At 43.1% G+C, this 18,033-nt stretch carries 14 protein-coding genes; 6 read left to right on the top strand and 8 right to left on the bottom strand.

What is annotated here, in order from left to right; translation table 11 throughout:
• Positions 1-322: 322 nt before the first annotated feature.
• Positions 323-1,072: a DUF928 domain-containing protein gene (locus OSCIL6407_RS0113335; RefSeq protein ID WP_007356058.1), complete on the top strand. Its 750-nt coding sequence runs from the start codon at positions 323-325 to the stop codon at positions 1,070-1,072.
• Between the two features lie 264 nt (positions 1,073-1,336).
• Positions 1,337-3,847, top strand: a complete 2,511-nt coding sequence (locus tag OSCIL6407_RS0113345; RefSeq protein ID WP_007356060.1) for a CHASE2 domain-containing protein — start codon at positions 1,337-1,339, stop codon at positions 3,845-3,847.
• A 56-nt stretch (positions 3,848-3,903) separates the two neighbouring features.
• Here the strand turns inward: OSCIL6407_RS0113345 and OSCIL6407_RS0113350 are convergent, their stop codons facing one another.
• The 8 genes from OSCIL6407_RS0113350 to OSCIL6407_RS0113385 form a co-directional block, all read right to left on the bottom strand.
• Positions 3,904-5,685, bottom strand: coding sequence for a CHAT domain-containing tetratricopeptide repeat protein (locus tag OSCIL6407_RS0113350; RefSeq protein WP_007356061.1), 1,782 nt, complete (start codon positions 5,683-5,685; stop codon positions 3,904-3,906).
• A gap of 89 nt (positions 5,686-5,774) precedes the next feature.
• Positions 5,775-6,725 (bottom strand): DUF1822 family protein, encoded by a 951-nt coding sequence (locus OSCIL6407_RS0113355; protein ID WP_007356062.1) that lies wholly within the window; start codon positions 6,723-6,725, stop codon positions 5,775-5,777.
• Between the two features lie 14 nt (positions 6,726-6,739).
• Positions 6,740-7,030 (bottom strand): hypothetical protein, encoded by a 291-nt coding sequence (locus OSCIL6407_RS0113360; protein ID WP_019487323.1) that lies wholly within the window; start codon positions 7,028-7,030, stop codon positions 6,740-6,742.
• A 282-nt stretch (positions 7,031-7,312) separates the two neighbouring features.
• Complete coding sequence (locus OSCIL6407_RS0113365; RefSeq protein ID WP_007356064.1) at positions 7,313-7,690, bottom strand: STAS domain-containing protein; 378 nt, start codon at positions 7,688-7,690, stop codon at positions 7,313-7,315.
• Positions 7,691-7,762: 72 nt separating this feature from the next.
• The gene (locus OSCIL6407_RS0113370) at positions 7,763-8,320 is read right to left on the bottom strand and encodes a hypothetical protein (protein WP_007356065.1); all 558 of its coding nucleotides are present in this window, start codon (positions 8,318-8,320) and stop codon (positions 7,763-7,765) included.
• A 247-nt stretch (positions 8,321-8,567) separates the two neighbouring features.
• Positions 8,568-9,539 carry an XDD3 family exosortase-dependent surface protein gene (locus tag OSCIL6407_RS0113375; protein WP_234708794.1) on the bottom strand — a complete coding sequence of 324 codons (972 nt, stop codon included), beginning with the start codon at positions 9,537-9,539 and terminating at the stop codon, positions 8,568-8,570.
• A 62-nt stretch (positions 9,540-9,601) separates the two neighbouring features.
• Entirely contained in the window at positions 9,602-11,419 is a 1,818-nt protein-coding gene (locus tag OSCIL6407_RS0113380) for a choice-of-anchor tandem repeat NxxGxxAF-containing protein (RefSeq protein WP_007357315.1), read from the bottom strand.
• Positions 11,420-11,545: 126 nt separating this feature from the next.
• The gene (locus OSCIL6407_RS0113385; protein WP_234708795.1) at positions 11,546-12,097 is read right to left on the bottom strand and encodes a hypothetical protein; all 552 of its coding nucleotides are present in this window, start codon (positions 12,095-12,097) and stop codon (positions 11,546-11,548) included.
• A gap of 305 nt (positions 12,098-12,402) precedes the next feature.
• Between OSCIL6407_RS0113385 and OSCIL6407_RS0113395 the strand changes: the two genes are divergently transcribed.
• The 4 genes from OSCIL6407_RS0113395 to OSCIL6407_RS0113410 all read left to right on the top strand — a co-directional run bounded on the left by OSCIL6407_RS0113395 (position 12,403) and on the right by OSCIL6407_RS0113410 (position 17,985).
• A complete protein-coding gene (locus tag OSCIL6407_RS0113395) occupies positions 12,403-12,873 on the top strand; it encodes a MarR family winged helix-turn-helix transcriptional regulator (protein WP_007355776.1) in 471 nt (156 codons plus the stop codon).
• 230 nt (positions 12,874-13,103) lie between these two features.
• Positions 13,104-14,762 (top strand): HlyD family efflux transporter periplasmic adaptor subunit, encoded by a 1,659-nt coding sequence (locus OSCIL6407_RS0113400; RefSeq protein ID WP_007355775.1) that lies wholly within the window; start codon positions 13,104-13,106, stop codon positions 14,760-14,762.
• Between the two features lie 143 nt (positions 14,763-14,905).
• Positions 14,906-16,159, top strand: coding sequence for an MFS transporter (locus OSCIL6407_RS0113405; protein ID WP_007355774.1), 1,254 nt, complete (start codon positions 14,906-14,908; stop codon positions 16,157-16,159).
• Positions 16,160-16,401: 242 nt separating this feature from the next.
• On the top strand, positions 16,402-17,985 hold the full coding sequence (locus tag OSCIL6407_RS0113410; protein ID WP_007358245.1) for a DHA2 family efflux MFS transporter permease subunit: 1,584 nt from the start codon (positions 16,402-16,404) through the stop codon (positions 17,983-17,985).
• Positions 17,986-18,033 lie beyond the last annotated feature (48 nt).

Here is an 18,033-nt window from a genome sequence, read left to right on the forward strand (position 1 = left end):
TCTTCCTTCCCCATCTCCACTTCTTCCTTCTTCCTTCTTCCTTCTTCCTTCTTCCTTCTCTGGGAGACAGTTGCAGGGTTTCTATGTCACTTTGTAATAAAATATATCTTAGGGTTGATTTACAAAAGCTTTATAAATATACTAGGAGTGAGGCTTTATTATGAATATACTAGGGTGCGACCTCTCGACTTGGAACACCTCAAATAGGACTTACATAAATCTATGTGTAGCGCCGCCTTCTGAGCGGTAAAGTCACCGCCCAGAGGGAGGGATTACGTGAATTAGTTGGTAAGTTCTGTCAAATAAACAACATTTCCTCATCATGATTAAGCACAAATCTTTGAAACATCTGAAGCTGTTTGCGATCGCGCTCTGCGTAGAGGTCTTGTTCGCTAACACCTTGCCAGTCCAAGTACAAGCTCAAACTCGGCCCCAGGCTTCCAAAGTCAGCGTCACCTTCAGCCCTCCCGGTGCAGGGAAACCTGACAACTCCGCAGGGGGAGCCTCCCGCAGCAGCGCCCAGTGCGTTCAAGACACCGCCAATGGTGGCCCCTTGGCTACACCTTTAACGCCGGCGAATTATCAAGCGTTAACGGTGGCGGAACGTCCAACTTTCTTTGTTTACGTCCCTGAAACTTCAGCACGAAAGGTATTTTTTAGTCTGGAAGGTGAGAACAAAAACAGCCACTACCAAACGACTATACCGATTAGTGGCAAAGCGGGAATTGTCAGCGTCAGCCTCCCGGATAGCGCACCGGCCTTAGAAACGGGCAAAAATTATAAGTGGTCTTTTGTGATTATGTGCGGTAATGCACTCAGACCCGATAGCCCGGCGGTAGAAGGGACAATTATGCGATCGCAGCTTAATCCCACCTTAACCAGCCAGCTAGAAAAAGCCACACCTTTAGAGCGTGCTGCTTTGTATGGCAATGGTGGCATTTGGTACGATACTCTAGCTACAGTAGCCGAACTGAGGCGATTAGAACCCAACGATTCCTCCATAGAGGCGACTTGGACACAATTGTTAACATCAGTCGGGCTAGATGCGATCGCCACTAAGCCACTCCTGTAATAAAAAAAAGGCAGAAGGCGGAAGGCTAATGCGGAAGATAGTAAAGAAGAGTTTGGGGGGACGACTTCCTACCTAGCAACCCATCGCGCCTTGGCCTCATGAAATTGACTCAAGCTCAAAACTCAAAACTTATGCAACGCGAAGTATCGCAAGGAACGAAGCAAACTCAAAACTCCCCCCCTTTATTTCCCCAAATTGTGGTTGCTCAACTAAAATCATGCTAGCAACCCAGATTCTCCTATCAAATCTGGATGCTAATAGCAGATGTGGCCACAGCTCAAAAAGCGAATTTGGAAATGGCGTTCAGTTCTGATTGCGGCTCCCAGCGTGGCATTCTTAGTCATGGCTGCCAAATATGCGGGACTCTTGCAGCTAATCGAATTAGTTACCCTCGATCAATATTTTCGCTTGCGTCCCCTAGAAACTGTTGACCAGCGTATAGTTATTGTCACGGTTGACGAATCAGATATCACTCGCATTGGCAAATGGCCCATATCTGATGCCGTCCTAGCTAAATTAATTAACAATATCAAAACCCAGCAACCTAGAGCTATTGGCTTAGATTTTTACCGCAACTTACCAGTACAGCCTGGCCACCAAGAATTAGTACAAGTATTTAAAACCACCCCAAATTTTATTGGTGTAGAAAAGGTTGTTGGCGATGCAGTTCCGCCACCGCCAGCATTGAGCGAATTAGATCGAGTAGGTATCGCCGATTTAGTATTAGATACCGACGGTAAAGTACGGCGAGCTTTACTCTCTGTCAGCACCGAAGATGGCCAAACCAAATTAGGTTTAGGTACAAAACTAGCCTTAATGTATTTAGAGAAAGAAGGCATTTCTCTAGAGATGATTGATGCTACTAAAATGCACTTAGGATTAGGCAAAGCAATATTCATACCTTTTACAGGTAATGATGGCGGCTATGTCAGAGCTAATTCTGGCGGCTACCAAATTTTTCTCAACTTTCGCGGGCCCCAGGAAAGTTTTCCCACAATCTCGATGACGCAGGTTTTAGAGGGAAAAATTCCCCCTAATTTAATGCGCGATCGCATTGTTTTAATTGGTGCAACTGCACCCAGCCTCAACGATTTACTCTTAACTCCTTACAGCAAAACTTCCGGCGGTAGCCCCAAGCGGACTCCCGGAGTAGTCATTCATGCAAATATAATCAGCCAAATTTTGAGCGCCGCCATAGAAGGACGACCTTTAATTAAAGTTTGGCCGCATTTACTAGAAGTTTTCTGGGTTTTAATTTGGTCTTCAGCGAGTGCTGGTTGGAGTTGGCGGCTGCTAGAATCAAAGCGTTTTAGAAACAATACTTTAGCGAAAGGAACGCTCCTAGTGGCATCCATTTTAGGCACAGGAAGCAGTCTCGTTACTGTCAGCTATGTAGCATTTCTAGGAAGTTGGTGGATACCTGCGATCCCCCCGCTACTGGGTGTCACTGGTTCTGCTGTGGCAATTGCAGTTGAACACAGCCGCAGATTGCACCGCGAAAGCGAAAAAAGACTAGCTCAATTCTTAGAAGCTGTACCTGTGGGTGTAGCAGTAATTGATGCTGATGGCAACACCTATTACACTAACAATAAAATCCAAGAATTAGTGGGGAAAAAAGTTGCGGCCTCCGCCACAGCCAAGGAACTAGCAAAAGTTTATCAAATCTATGCAGCCGGTACAGATGAACTATATCCCAATCAAAAATTACCTATCGTGCGGGCCTTGAAAGGGGAACAAAAAATGGTAGATAATTTGGAAATTCGCGCCGCTAATGGTCAAATGATTCCGATAGAATGTCGGGCAACTCCTGTTTATGATGAATTCGGTAATATTGCTTATGCGATCGCAACTTTTACTGACATTACGGAACGCAAAAAAGCGGAAGCGGAAAGAGAAAGCTTACTAGAAGAATTATCTGAACTCAATCAAGATTTAGAAAAATCTCTCGATGCTGAACTAGAGCTCACCGATGCCTATGGTCGCTTCGTACCCCATGAATTTCTAGCATTGCTCGGATATGAAAGCATTATTGACGCAAAATTAGGCGATCAAGTAAAGTTAGAAATGTCGATTTTATTTTCAGACATTCGTGATTTTACAACTATGAGTGAAAGCATGACTCCTGAAGATAATTTTAAATTTATTAATGCCTATTTGAAGCGCATGGAGCCAGCAATTACTGCTAACAATGGATTTATTGATAAATATATTGGCGATGCAATTATGGCATTATTTAGCGGCGAAGCCGATGATGCTGTGAAAGCTGCTATTGCTATGCTTAAAGAGCTGGCTGAATACAATCAAACTAGAGGTCGGCCAGGCCGGCCATCGCTCCAAATTGGGGTAGGAATTAATACAGGTTCTTTGATGTTGGGTACTGTCGGCGGAGAAAACCGCATGAACAGCACGGTAATTAGCGATTCGGTGAATTTAGCTTCGCGGATGGAAGGATTAACAAAAAATTATGGAGTGTCGTTGTTAATCAGCCATCACACTTTTTTGCGCTTGCAAAATTATGAGGATTATTCGATCCGATTTATTGATAGAGTCCAAGTTAAAGGTAAGTCAAAAATGGTGGCTGTTTATGAAGTATTTGATGCCGATGAGCCGGAAATGCGAGAGGCTAAGTTAGCTACTAAGTCAATTTTTGAGGAAGCTTTGTTTCTCTATATGAATGGGAATTTTACTAAATCCGCACAACTTTTTAAAGCGTGTTTATTAATTAATCCGCTAGATAAGGCAGCTAAAATTTATCTAGAACGCTGTCAAGTTTGACTTGCAATCCTGGTGTAATACCACCCTATAGGCGGCATTACGTAAGACTTTTGACATCATTTTAAATCCAATCGTGCGCGTGCTTTCCCAATCCAAACATCTTCATCCGCAATCTTCGGATCTGCAAATTTTAAACAAGTTTGCCATTCTTTTAAGGCTCCTTTTGTATCATTCATACCTTCTAAAACTTGCGCTTTCAAACAATAAGCAGATGCCCGATTGTTATCCAGTTTAATCGCAGCATTCTGTTGTATTAACGCCTCTTCATACCGTCCTTGTTCTAGCCTCGCCCAACCTAGATTTTTCAGCAAAGAATACTTGGTGGCATCATCTTTAGCTAGTTCCAAACCTTGCCAGATCAAGTTAACAGCACCGTTGTAATTTTTGTCATGCACTATCAACAAGCGAGCCAATTGGCTATAAGCACCAGCAAAACCTAATTTTGCTGACCTCCGATATTTTTCACGAGCGCATTCAAAATCTTGGATATCTTGGCAAAGCCATCCTAAAGTATAGGGTACAACTCGATTATCTGGATTCAAAATCTCCGCTAAGTGCAATACTTTTCGAGCTGTAATTAAATCGCCTTTCTGGTAACGGTCAAACCCAAAATCATTAACAAGTATAGCCAACTTTGGCAACCCATACAACCATCCCACAGAACCCCCAGTCAGCAGCAACAAAACTGCCCACTTGAATTTAAAATTGCATTGAATTATAATTTGGAATAAGTTAAATCCTCGCTTTTGTGGTATTAAGTCATTCCAAGTTGGTGGTTCTACTGAAGGATTTTGACAAATTATCGGCAGCCAACTAGCACAAGGAAAGTCAGTTTCTAAGCCTTGTAACTTTTCTCGCGCTTCCCTAAAAGCCTGGTATAAAGAGTGGCCACTAGCAAAGTTTGTGAGAAAATCATTCAAGAATTTCTGAGCTACAAAGTCAGGAACCATTTCCCGCATGACAATCATTTGCGGAATTTCTAAATCATCCAATCGCTGCGCTAATCCCAATCCATCACAAGAGTTAAAAATTGCTAACTGCAAACCATTTACCACAGCTTTTTTGAGACCATACCACACTTCATTAAGAGTCAAACTATCAGTTTCATTAATATGAATCCGACCCGTATCTTCATCTGTCTCACCGTGTCCTGCAAAAAAGATAATATCCCAAGGCTGCTCCCACAACTTATCATTAATTTGATTATGTTTGGGCTCAAGTAGAAAAACTACCTCTGCATTGGGCAAACTTTTTAGTAATTCCCTATCTTTCTCAATGTCAATGCCTGCACTACAACCGAGAATGGCTAAAACTCTGACTTTAGATTTAGCAGCTATTGGCAATAGTTGTGGGCTTTTATACTCGATGGGACTGAGAGCAACTTCAGCAAAAGAGTAGCGATCGATAAAATCCCATAAGTGCCAGGGAAGTTTTCGCAAATAATTGTCTTCAGTACGAACCAATACCCGCACTTTTTCAGTTCGGTTTAATTCTTCTCGCAGTCCCCTGTCAATGTCGCGAAACTGTTCAGATTTCAGCCATTGATTTATGAGATTGCCAAGTTTTTCACCCGATTCTTTAATTTCTTTGAGGCGAGTGGAGAGTTTATTAGGGTTAATAAAATTGTGTTTAATAGATCCGGGTTTAATTCGGGTAACTAACCCCAAATTACGGTATTCTTGCCAATGACGCTGCATTTCGGCAGCTAATTCTGGATTAGGGGGCAAACTGCGCGTGATTTCTATCAAGACGCGATCGCCTTCTTTGATTTCCAGGGAAGCTCGAAACCCCCCTATTTCCAGATCGCCATCAAGCTTGAGGACAACTACTTTCTCCATAACTCGCCTCTATACCTAGCCTATATTGAGGACAGTTTAATTTTAGGACGATCGCGATAGTTCAGTTTCAGCTCATCGAACTTTAACCCTCAAACCTGAAACTTTTCTAAGATGCTGACATCACCCAAAGCTACCTTAACACTAAACTGTTCATCTGGATAGCCACTAAACTCTAATTGCATATTTTTGCTGTTTTTCGTCGCGACAGTTTGCATCACTGGCTTTCCTTGTTCGTCAAGTACTATTAATTGTAAATCCTGCGGCAAGTAAATTTGTGGTTTCACGGCATACAGTTCTACAAAGAAATCAACTCCCGGTTCAATTCCCGGCCCAAACCCTACAAATATTGCTACCCGATCGTCTGCCTTTTGCAATTGAAGCAACTTAGCTCCCATTGTTGTATTGTCCTGCTTTCTGAATTTTATAGGAGCGGCACTTCGGAAGTTAAAACTAGGTTCTGTTTCCGGCAGCGACAATAGGGATTCTATGGTTTCTACCATTTCCCAGCCAGCATCCAAAATGCCGTTTACCCAATTGCTCAATAGCGCTACAATTGGACGAGGTGTACTCGCCACTGTCAGGAAACCTTCAAGGGATTGCCATTGTTTCAAAGGAATTTTTTCTGCTGTTGCTTTTTCTACAAAACCTATTAACTTTGCCTCTTGCATCGAGTCAGACAATTGCACGGCGATGTAACCAATTCTGTCTGTCCAAACCTCGGCAGGTACTTCTACAATATCCGAGTCTGATAGCAAGGCTCTACACTCTACTTTGCCTAAATCTTTGATGGTTAAATCGGCTGTATTTAGCAGGCTTTGCATTAATGAATCCCAGCTATCGCCAACTTGTAAGTCTGTTTCAATTTGCATACACTGGCAGTAATAATTTACTGCTAAAACTGCTAAAGTATTGCGATAAACTTGTTCGCCTTTTTCTGCATTGGCTTGCTGGCGACGGAAGTGTTCTGCTTGTTTGCGAAACTTAGATGTGATAGTCACGGTAAAACTCAGTTCCTCTGTTGTATTGTTGTTTTCTAACATTTTCATGTTCCTTTTCACCTATTCAAATATAGCTTAATGTGCGGAGAAAGTTCTCTAATGCTGCGCTGGTAGAAACTGCTGAGAGTTGATATTGGTATCCCTAAATCGGCTGAGATTTCTCTCCATTTTTCTCTAGCTAGTATTCGTATTGCTAAGGATTGAAAATTGAGATGGGGATACATTTTGTGACGCAGGTTTTGACAAAGCTGTCTCTCTCTACTTTTAGGTGGATGCCGTTGAGCTTCTATTGCCAGCATCATCAGTTCCTCGTCTTGTAACCTGTTTCGTTCTGGATCGAATGGCATCAAGTCTCCTGTATTCGCCGTAGATGTTTTATTAGCCTCTATTTATCTGTTAAGGTTTTGTGGCAATTTTTACGCGAAGTGGCTAGATTTGTTACAAATCTTTATATTTTGTGGCGATCGCTAGGGTTTTAATTCCCAGTTAATAGCTCAATTCGATTAAAACTCAGATAAGTAGTCGGACATAATTAAACGTAGGGTGGGCGCTCGCCGCAACCATCTGTAACTTATAGCTACAGATGATTGCGGCGAGCGCCCACCTTACAAGCTATAGTATTTATACTCTTAACTCTTCAAATTATTTACATTGGTGACAAAATCCATTGCCACACCGATCGCCAATTCAAAACTATTACAATTGTCAAAAATCTCAAAAGCCCGGTCAAGTTGAGTCAACTCAAATATCATTAGAACAGAAGGTAAAACAGAGCAAATAGCAAATCTGCGATTGAGGTGCTGCGACAGTTTAAAAGCAGAAACTAATGCCATTAAACCAGCACTGTCTAAAAAATTGACCTTTCCTAAATCGACGAGTAAAAAGTTATTTGCTGGGGAGAGAATAGCGGCAGTTAATTGATATTCAAAATCTGGTGCATTTGATGCGTTGATACGACCTTCTGGCTGAATAACTTTGATTTGTGGTTTAACAAAAACTGTCTGCATATTTTCCTCCAAATTAGTGAACTTTTATCAATTGTATACCATTGGTTGTAAGCAACTACGGGCAGGTATGAATTAAACTGCTTTTTGCTGCTGTTTGCGCTTCGATACCTTAGAAACATTAAAATTGCCAAAAACTAAATTATCTTTTGCAGTAGCAGGTTGAGCTAAGGGTTTGGCAACATCTAAAATTGAATTATCAATTGTAATCATGCTATTCTCATAATCTTTATTCTGTTCATCCCAAACATCTTTAAATTCAACAATTACAACTCCTGGTCTGATAATTTGTACTGAAGCATGGGGAATTCCATCAGGGTTGCGATCTCCGGGCCCCATCATAAAAATATTACCTGTATCTCTTACAAATATCCCAAATGTGAGTTCGCTACCCAGGGGAAAAGTGCCTAAATTTATTGCTCCTCTACGATCTCGGTTAGTAGTAAGATATCGGCGCTCTGGATAAAAAAGGTGTAACTCATTGGTAAATTTAGCTAGGGATGGCATTATTTGTACTAATATATCGCCTCCGGTGGAGACAAGATACCCTCCTTTAGTTATATCTGCTGTTGCAGTACCTATTCCTAAAACCATAAACGCTGTTCCAGCAGTGGTTATTAATTTTTTTTGCATGACGTTCTTATGACTCCTTTGTTGGTAATTGGTAATTAGTGATTGCTGATTGGTAATTGGTGATTGGTAATTGGTAATGGCTAGTTGCTAATTGCTAATTGCTAATTGCTAATTGCTAATGGCTGATTACTAATTGCCAAGTGTTTGTTTTCCGCCAATATTAGAGATTAGCAATTAGCAAAAGGATGGCAATTACTATTGCCGCAAGCAGACGTTAAAACACTGAAATTGCAAGATTAAGCCTATCTTATTCGTCAGATGCAGCAAAAATCTGTAAACTTTCCCGATGATGTTTACGTTTCGCCAGTAAGCGAGCACCAATTAGGCCTAACGCTACCAAAGTTCCCAAGAAAGAAGATGGTTCAGGCACGGCTTCCAATTCTCCATCAATCGGGATGTCATCATTTTCCAATTCTCCATTAATTGCGATGCCATCATTAGCACATTCGGCAAAGAAATTAGCGATAAAGCTGCCAGAAGGCATTAAAGATTTGTCAAAGCTAAATCCAATAGTTTGAGAACCGGTTGCTTTAAAATGAGCAAAATCTAAACCCATAACGTTTAATGCTGCGGTAGTCAAGAAACTGATATCACCTACTTTTTCACCAGAATCAATTACATTGAGAACTGTCCAGTCACCTGTTTGCTCAAAGTAGGAATCAGTAGCACTTAAATCACCCGTTGAAGGCGTACCCCCTCTGGATTTAATGTGAGCGTTGTACTCGTTTAAATTCCCATAGCCCGAATTAGTCTCGGCTACACTTTTGGCGATGACATTGCTATAAACTCCTGTGGTTTCAGCGCCGGAGTCATTGCCTTCTGCGAAACGGACGGCAAATAATTGACCGATTGTACTAGCTTCATTGAACTTTAAACCAGAGAAATTTAAGAACAAATCGCCATAACTAATACTGCCTCCTTGAACACCACCATGTTCAAATCCTGCTAAAGATAGATTAGTATTAAGAGCAACAAAAATTTTCTCGGCAGTTTCTTGAAATGCCAGGCCGTAAAATTCAAATGCTCCACCTCCTACTTGTCCTCCTGTTACGCCGTCATTGAAAGAATCAATGGCATAATTCCAGCCATTGTAGAGGCTTGCAGCTCTAGCTTTTTGTGGTTCGGATGCGACAATTATGCTGGCGGCAAAGGCTGTTGTGATGCAGCGAATTAGATTTTTTGTTGTTAGATGCACGGGAATACTCCTGAATTTAGGCATTGAGAAAATCCAAGTTTGTTGTGTAAAGGCGCGATTAATTACGCCTTTACCATCGTTGAAAATTAAACTTCTTTGTTAGCTGATGCGCGTTGACGTTTGAGTTTGGCAGCGACAGCACCAAATATTAATGTGCCCAGGATTGTCGTCGGTTCGGGAACGGGTTCGGTGCCGCCACCGATGCCAGGGTCAGGGTCAGGGCCACCAGGGATACCAGGGTTCTCTGGTGCTGCATCTGGGTTGAGGAGTGCGTACATATCAAAGCTCATTAAATCGGTATTAGAGGCGAGTTTGATGGGGAATACGGCGGGATTGTTGGGATCGACATCAAGACCGGTGACGGTAAATTCTTTAACGCCAGTACCGTTGACGAGTAAAGCGCCAAGTTCGGCAGCAAATTGGCTAAAATCGATGCGATCGCCTGCGGTGAAATCCTTGCCTAAAATGATGTCTCCAACTGCTACGGTGAAGGGTTTAATAAAATTGCTCGGCAAGTCGAGAATTGAAGTAAATAAAGAGTCAGAAGTCATCTTGTAGTTAAAGCCGTAGGCGGTGGGAGGATCGAACCAGCGATTTCCTTCAACATTGCAAAAACTGTGGGTGGCTCCATCACGGTTACAGTTGGGTAGCCAAGGATTATATTGAGAATCGGCAAATTTGTTAGCACGGAAAATGCCTTCAATACCATTGGCAAGTTTTGCCCAGAAACTAATTTCGTTGTCGTCGCTTAAACCTTCGCGATCGAAGAAAATATCTGTTACTGCGGAACCACCAAAAAGAGCTTTGCCATCAGTACCCATGAGGATAGATCCAATGCCTACAATCTTATCGTTTACCGCATCGTCTCCAATAAAGATTCCTTTGCCCACATTTACCTGACTACCTGTAAAGGCAACTATTCCTTTTTTGTTGATGGAATTAGTACCGATAGAATCAAAGTTGCTGCTAGTCACACCTGTGACTGGATCGAAATTAGTACCAGCGATAACGTTGCGACCAAAGATCGATCCGTCGGCACTAATCAGCATTTGACCACTGCCGTTCCGGTGAACATAAGAAGACACAAATCCGTTATCGCTGATGTTGGCTTCGCGATACCAACCATTCCAAAAAGAGGCAGAGTCTTTAACTATTTGATTGATCCCATTTTCATCTCCACTCCAAAGGCCATAGTGACTTGTAAATCCTACCATTCCTTCATTGTTGATGGAGGGTGCGTCAGTGATGGGACATTGAAAATCACTTGCACCAGCACTTTTGCAATTGGTGATATTCAGCGTAATACTACCATCGCTTTTGAAGATTTCTCGAACTCCATTTTTGACGGCGGAAAATGCAACTTCTCCCTTGTCGTTGAGTGATAGTCCCGGTAGAAAACTACTATATTCGCTGCCAGTTTCGGCAATAAGTTTAGGTTGTGAACCAATCTTGCCATCATAGCTGTATATGCCTGTAGCTCCAGTCTTTAGGGTTGCAAAAAATGCTACTGTTCCTGACTTGTTAATGGAAAGTCCTTGACCAAAACTGCTAAACTTGGAACTGGTTTGAGTATCAGCAATTAGTCTGGGAGCACCGACTCCCGTGTAGCTGTAGATTGCTTGACCGCCACCAGTTAGATTGGCATAATAAGCAACTCTTCCACCGTTATTGTTGATAGCAAATCCCTTTTGCTTGGCATCAAATGTGTTAAACCCTGCTTGCAGGCTTGTGCGGCCAAGTCCTTGACCAACACTGCTGTTTGAAGATCCAAGGTTAAATAGGTTGTTGGGATCGGAAATTGCAATAGGGGTAAAGTTGAACGCAAAAGCTAGAGCTTTTCCCCCGGCTAACAAGCTAAGAAATAGTGCCGTTGCTGTTGCTTGAAATATCTGTTTCCGTTTCATAGATGCTGTATCTCCTGGTAATTTATTAACAATGACTTTGTGCTTTTCAATTGTTCGCGAGCTTCTATCTCTTTATCTGCATCACCTATCGGTTTTTACGCCGAATTTGAATTCTGTTACATTTCTTTACAATTGACACTGGTCGATATCGGGTTCTAACATGGCGGTAGCGGCCAATAATTCCAACAAAGCGTGCAGTTTTTCGTGAGTAATGCAGAATTCGGCTGCACTTGCATCCTGCGAAACTCCCAACTGTTCGATCGCCACTTTTTCCTCTGGACTCACTTGCAGGAACGTCATTTCCTCCGGGTTCCGCAAAATCCAAGACCCGTCGGGATGTTCGAGCCACTGGGCGATCGCTTTCAACCGAGGGCCCTGAGAACGTGCTAAAATCCCCATAGCAAGAAGTTTTTCCACTAGCTTTGCTACTAAGTCGCGATCGCACCTAGAAAATTCTGCACTCAACCGACTTTGAACTTCACTCACCGTCAAAACACCCGTGAAGTAGCGCAAAGCATAGCCTTCGACCTCATTGAAGCGAAATTCCCTCCCTCCTTCTATTGCTTGCAGAATAATTTCCTCTGAACTCCGCAGTCTGGCAAGTTTCCACCCAGGTCTGATGTCTGGACAAATCCATTTGTCCCATTCGACATTAGTGGGACGTTTTTCAATATTCATTAGCATTATGTGATGCTTACCCTTGTGCCCTTCAAACTATCTATCGGGAGGGACACTCAACTTTTATGCGATATCTGGCGTTTATTTACAAAACTTTACGTCATGTCCTCGGAAAGACTGTATCTCGGCTTAAAAGGAAGAAGGAAGAAGGAAGAAGGAAGAAGGAAGAAGAAAGAAGAAAGAAGGATTTACCTAAGCTAAATATTCCCCAAAACTAACGTACAGCTTGTCTTTCTTATTCCCCATCCCTTGACAATCGAGAAAAAGCACCTTACACTGATATTACGAACACAAACTAAATTTCAATGATTACTAACTCTACTATTAATTGCAAACCTCCGAGCCGATGGCACGACGTTCTCGCCCCCCACAGCATCGGCTACCGGATCAAGCTGCTGGCCCAACTCAGCGGCCGCAGGTTTCAAGAACGGCTGGAACCCTTTGGTTTAACGCCTTTTCATTGGTTAGTGTTGTGCTGTCTGTGGCAAGAAGACGGCCTCCCCACTTCCAGCATTGGCGAGAAACTGCAACAGGTAGGGGGGACTTTAACAGGGGTGATCGATCGCATGGAAGAACGGGATCTAGTCCGCCGGGAACGCGATCCCAACGATCGCCGTATTTGGCGCATTTGGCTAACTCAAGCTGGCCGGGAACTGCAAGACGTACTCCCACCGATCGCACTCGGCATCCGCGAACAAGCTATGACCGGAATTTCGAGTGCCGATCGCGAACTCTTCTCAGAACTCATAGATCGGGCGATCGCCAATCTTTCCTAAGATTTCCTCCCTGGGATCGCCCTAATGGATGAAGTGCAACCATCACCACCTCTTGTAGATTTAAATTAATCCTCAAATCATCCTCATGAAAGAAGTCTAGCCGCCCTCACTCTTTGTAAACTCTAATTAATCCTCTAATACTACGTACTCTAAACAAAAGCAGCCTTAATACCATAAAACTACGCATTCTAAACAAACGACATCTTAGTAAATACCAGGAGAGAACCACAATGCAACGCCCTAACGAAGAAATCAACGCCGCCGAACTCAACGGCAAAGGACAAGGAGTCGCCCTTCTAGAAAAGCCAGATGTCGGCGTTGCAGATATCAGCGATAAAATGCCTGCGATCGAGACTGAGACAGCGATTGCACCCATTACCGAAACAGAGCAAAAACAGCCCCCAGCCGACCAGCCGAAGAAAGGCGGCCCGAACTTACTAATCTTGGGAATATTAGGAATAGGTGCGATCGCCGCTAGCACCTTTGGGTATAGATACTGGCAATACGCCTCCGCCCATATCGAGACGGAAAACGCCACAGTTTCCGGTCATATCCACCAAATCAGCACCCGTATTAACGGGACTGTCAGCGACGTACTCGTAGCCGACAACCAGCAAGTAAAACCGGGACAACTGCTAGTCAAACTCGACCCCCGCGACTACCAGGTTAAAGTCCAGTTAGCCCAAGCCGCTTTAGAAAGCGCCCGCCGCCAAGCTCAAGCGGCGGAATCGAGCGTGTCTCTAGCTTCTCAAACAAACCAAGGTAAGACAACGCAAGCTCAAGGGGATATCTCAACGGCCCAAGCTGCGATCGGCACTGCTCAAGCCGCTCTCAGAGAAGCCCAAGCCGGCGTACCCGCAGCCCAAGCTATTGTCGCCCAAGAAGAAGCCGGAGTCCCAGCAGCCCAGGCGAAGGTAACGCAAGCAGAATCAAGCATTCCCCAGGCCCAAGCGAGAGTTAGGGAAGCCCAAGCGGGAGTTTCTGGGGCGCAAGCGAGGTTAGCCCAAGCCGAGGCGACGGTGACAAAGGCTAAGGCAGATTTGCAGCGCTACGATGAACTATTTAAGGAAGGCGCGATCGCAGGTCAACAACTAGACACAGCCCGCCAAGCCTACGATGTCGCCGTTGCCCAAAAAACCGCCGCCCAACAGGGAATCGAACAAGCTAAGGCCCAAGTCGCACAGGCTCAACAAGGCGTAGCGACAGCCCAAGCAGCATTAGCTGAAGCCAAGGAAGGTGTTAACCAAGCCCAGGCAAAAGTTGCCCAAGCCAGAGTTGGGATAGCCAGCGCCGAAGCGAAAGTCGCCCAAGCGCAAGAGGGGATTACTTCGGCTCAATCAAAATTAGAAGCTTCCAGAGGCGGATTGCAACAGGCTCAAGCTACTGGTCAGCAAACCCAGGTCAATCGATCGCAGTACAATGCAGCATTAGGTGCGATCGCGCAGTCAGAAGCCACCCTCAAAGACGCTCAACTGCAACTTTCCTATACCAATATCACCGCCCCCGCTGCTGGAGTCATCGGACGAAAATCTGTAGAAGTTGGTCAGCGCGTGCAACCGGGAACTCCTTTAATGGCGATCGTTAGTAATGAGTATTGGGTGACAGCTAACTTTAAGGAAACGCAATTGACTAACATGAAACCCGGTCAAAAAGTAGAAATTAAATTAGATGCTTTCCCCAATCATAAGTTTGAGGGTCGAGTCGATAGTTTCTCACCAGCATCAGGTTCTCAGTTTGCCTTATTGCCTCCCGATAATGCTACTGGCAACTTTACAAAAATTGTCCAACGGATTCCAGTAAAAGTTGTGTTTGATGGCGAAAGTGTCAAAGGATATGAATCGCGGATTGCACCGGGAATGTCTGCTGTTGTCAACGTTGAAATTAAATAGTTAGTTAACGGTTAACTGTTAACTGTTAACTGTTAACGGTTAACTGTTAGTGGTTAGTTGTCATTGCGTTGGCGTAGCCTGCGTAATGACAAAAGCCAACTACTAACAATTAACAACTAACCACTAACAATTAACAATTAACAATGATCGCACTTCCCCCAGCACTACGTTCTAGAAACTACCGCCTATTTTTCGCCGGACAGGGAATCTCTCTAATTGGCAATTGGATGACACAAATCGCTTCAATTTGGTTAGTTTATCATTTAAGCCAATCAGCTTTTTTACTAGGTGTAGTTGGATTTGCTGGTCAACTTCCCACTTTGATTGTCATACCATTTGCCGGAGTTTTAATAGATAGGTGGAATCGCCACCGAGTTCTAGTTATTACTCAAATACTTGCTATGATCCAGTCATTAGCACTAGCATTTTTGGCACTAACAGGAACAATTAATATTTGGCAAATCGTTATCCTGAGTTTTTGTCAAGGTGCAATCACCGCTTTTGATGCGCCAGCGCGTCAAGCTTTTGTACCTGAAATGGTAGAAAGGAAAGAACATTTAGCAAATGCGATCGCGATCAATTCTTCGATGTTCAATGCAGCAAGATTAGTCGGGCCTGCAATTGGAGGTTTGCTAATAGCTAACGTTGGGCCAGGTTACTGTTTTCTAATTGATGGTCTCAGCTACATCGCAGTAATTGCAAGTTTGTTAGCGATGAATGTTAAGCCTCGGAAACTAGCAGTCATTACTACTAATCCTTTAGAAAGATTTAAAGAAGGATTTGCTTATGTCTTTGGTTTTCATCCCATTCGTTCTATTTTAATATTATTAGCATTAATCTGCTTTGCTGGAATGCCATATACAATTCTAGCACCAATTTTTGCTACCAACATTCTACATGGAGGCCCTGAAACTTTGGGCTTTTTAATGGCAGCTTCAGGAATCGGAGCCTTATCGGTTGCGATTTATTTGAGTACGCGAAAAAGTGTACTAGGGTTAGGCAAATTAATTGCTATTTCGCCCGCAATTATGGGTTTAGGACTCATCGGTTTTGCAGCCTCGCGCCAGTTGTGGCTTTCATTAATAATGATGTTGGTAATTGGCATTGGTTTTATCCTCAATGTTACATCAAGCAACACCTTTTTACAAACAATAGTTGAAGATGACAAACGGGGGCGAGTAATGAGTATTTACGCGATGGCATTATTTGGTGCTACTCCTTTTGGCAATTTAATTGCTGGTGGGTTAGCTAATTATATCGGTGCTCCTAATACATTAATGATTGGAGGTATGATTTGTATTTTTAGCTCATTTATTTTTGCTAAGCAGTTACCAACGTTAAGGCGCTTAGTTAGACCGATTTATATGGAAATGGGTTTATTAAGTAAATCCACCTAATTAAATATAAGATAAGGATCGCTAAAAAGCCGACTGTATAAACATTCTTCCTTCTCTCCTAGATAACTAAATTTTTCTCTCCTAGATAACTAAATTTTTCTTCCTTCTTCCTTCTCTCCTAGATAACTAAATCCTTCTTCCTTCTTCCTTCTCTCCTAGATAACTAAATTTTTCTTCCTTCTTCCTTCTTCCTTCTTCCTTCTTCTTAGTTTCTCACAGCAACTCTAGATAGGTGTCAATCAATGGCTAATACCAATACGATTCAACAGCAGCCATCCGAAGATCGCGTTCCCTTAAAAACTTGGATTGGTTTAATGGGAACCATTTTAGGCGCTTTCATGGCAGTTTTGGATATTCAAATTACCAACGCTTCCCTCAGAGATATTCAAGCCTCCTTGGGCGCAACCTTAGAGGAAGGTTCTTGGATTTCTACGTCTTATTTAGTAGCCGAAATTGTAGTAATTCCTCTCACTGGTTGGCTATCGCGGGTATTTTCTATCCGGTTGTATTTATTGGTCAATGCGGCCTTATTTACCTTCTTTTCGGTCTGCTGTGCTTGGGCATGGGATTTGAATTCAATGATTATATTCCGCGCCTTACAAGGGTTCACAGGTGGTGTATTAATCCCGATGGCTTTCACATTTTTGCTGACTAATTTACCACCATCAAAAGTACCAGTTGGTATGGCAATGTTTGCGATTACAGCCACCTTTGCACCGTCAATTGGGCCAACCATCGGAGGGTGGCTGACGGAGAATTATGGATGGGAATATGTCTTTTATTTAAACTTAATTCCGGGGATGCTTCTGCTAGCTGCTGTGTGGTATGCCGTTGACCCTCAACCACTGCAAACTCAACTGCTAAAAGGGGGAGATTGGTGGGGAATTATCTCAATGGCAATTGGGTTAGGTTCCCTCCAAGTTGTGTTAGAAGAAGGAAGTAGGAAAGACTGGTTTAGTTCTGATTTAATCGTGCGTTTAAGCATCATTTCTGTTATTTTTTTGAGCCTGTTTTTCTGGATTGAACTGACTCGGAAACGACCTTTTATTAATTTGCGCTTGCTGACGCGGAGGAATTTCGGCTTAGCAAGTATTGTGAATGTATCGCTAGGGGTGGGATTGTACGGTTCTGTGTACATTTTACCCCTGTATTTAGGTCAGATTCAGCAATACAATTCTATGCAAATTGGTGAGGTGATTATGTGGGCGGGAGTCCCCCAATTATTCATAGTTCCAATGGTGCCCAAATTAATGCAGCGTGTTGATATGCGGCTGATGATTGGGATAGGAGTTAGTTTGTTTGCGGTGAGTTGTTTTATGAATGCTTATATGACTCATGACTATGGTATCAATGAGTTGCGTTGGTCGCAATTAGTACGGGCTATGGGACAGCCTTTAATTATGGTTCCTCTCTCGACGATTGCAACTGCTGGTATGGAGAAACAAGAGGCGGGTTCTGCTTCGGGATTGTTTAATATGATGCGAAATTTAGGGGGTTCGATGGGGATTGCTGCTTTGGCAACTTTGGTGACGCGGCGAGAACAATTTCACTCGAATCAATTGGGTGATTCTGTATCGTTATATAACCCGGAAACGCAAGCAAGACTTAATCAAATAACTCAGTATTTTGTAAGCAGAGGTTCGGATTTGAGTGTGGCGCAAGATCAAGCGATCGCAGCTATTTCTAATATCGTTCGCCGGGAAGCTTATGTGATGGCTTTTAATGATTGTTTTTACTTTGTGGGGATTGCTTTGCTATTAAGTGGAATTGCGGTAATCTTCTTTAAAAAGGTGAAGTCTGCTGGGGGCGGGGGAATGGTTCATTAAACCGATAAAGAGGTTTAGAAGTAGTTTTGACATCTCTCCAAACCTCTC

This window comes from Kamptonema formosum PCC 6407 (assembly GCF_000332155.1).
GTDB lineage: Bacteria > Cyanobacteriota > Cyanobacteriia > Cyanobacteriales > Microcoleaceae > Kamptonema > Kamptonema formosum.

What these genes read in the sequence shown, in the direction of transcription:
- OSCIL6407_RS0113335 (WP_007356058.1), top strand. Translation starts at nt 323, where the DNA reads ATGATTAAGCACAAATCTTTGAAACATCTGAAGCTGTTTGCGATCGCG.
- OSCIL6407_RS0113345 (WP_007356060.1), top strand. Translation starts at nt 1,337, where the DNA reads ATGTGGCCACAGCTCAAAAAGCGAATTTGGAAATGGCGTTCAGTTCTG.
- OSCIL6407_RS0113350 (WP_007356061.1), bottom strand. Translation starts at nt 5,685, where the DNA reads ATGGAGAAAGTAGTTGTCCTCAAGCTTGATGGCGATCTGGAAATAGGG.
- OSCIL6407_RS0113355 (WP_007356062.1), bottom strand. Translation starts at nt 6,725, where the DNA reads ATGTTAGAAAACAACAATACAACAGAGGAACTGAGTTTTACCGTGACT.
- OSCIL6407_RS0113360 (WP_019487323.1), bottom strand. Translation starts at nt 7,030, where the DNA reads ATGCCATTCGATCCAGAACGAAACAGGTTACAAGACGAGGAACTGATG.
- OSCIL6407_RS0113365 (WP_007356064.1), bottom strand. Translation starts at nt 7,690, where the DNA reads ATGCAGACAGTTTTTGTTAAACCACAAATCAAAGTTATTCAGCCAGAA.
- OSCIL6407_RS0113370 (WP_007356065.1), bottom strand. Translation starts at nt 8,320, where the DNA reads ATGCAAAAAAAATTAATAACCACTGCTGGAACAGCGTTTATGGTTTTA.
- OSCIL6407_RS0113375 (WP_234708794.1), bottom strand. Translation starts at nt 9,539, where the DNA reads ATGCCTAAATTCAGGAGTATTCCCGTGCATCTAACAACAAAAAATCTA.
- OSCIL6407_RS0113380 (WP_007357315.1), bottom strand. Translation starts at nt 11,419, where the DNA reads ATGAAACGGAAACAGATATTTCAAGCAACAGCAACGGCACTATTTCTT.
- OSCIL6407_RS0113385 (WP_234708795.1), bottom strand. Translation starts at nt 12,097, where the DNA reads ATGAATATTGAAAAACGTCCCACTAATGTCGAATGGGACAAATGGATT.
- OSCIL6407_RS0113395 (WP_007355776.1), top strand. Translation starts at nt 12,403, where the DNA reads ATGATTACTAACTCTACTATTAATTGCAAACCTCCGAGCCGATGGCAC.
- OSCIL6407_RS0113400 (WP_007355775.1), top strand. Translation starts at nt 13,104, where the DNA reads ATGCAACGCCCTAACGAAGAAATCAACGCCGCCGAACTCAACGGCAAA.
- OSCIL6407_RS0113405 (WP_007355774.1), top strand. Translation starts at nt 14,906, where the DNA reads ATGATCGCACTTCCCCCAGCACTACGTTCTAGAAACTACCGCCTATTT.
- OSCIL6407_RS0113410 (WP_007358245.1), top strand. Translation starts at nt 16,402, where the DNA reads ATGGCTAATACCAATACGATTCAACAGCAGCCATCCGAAGATCGCGTT.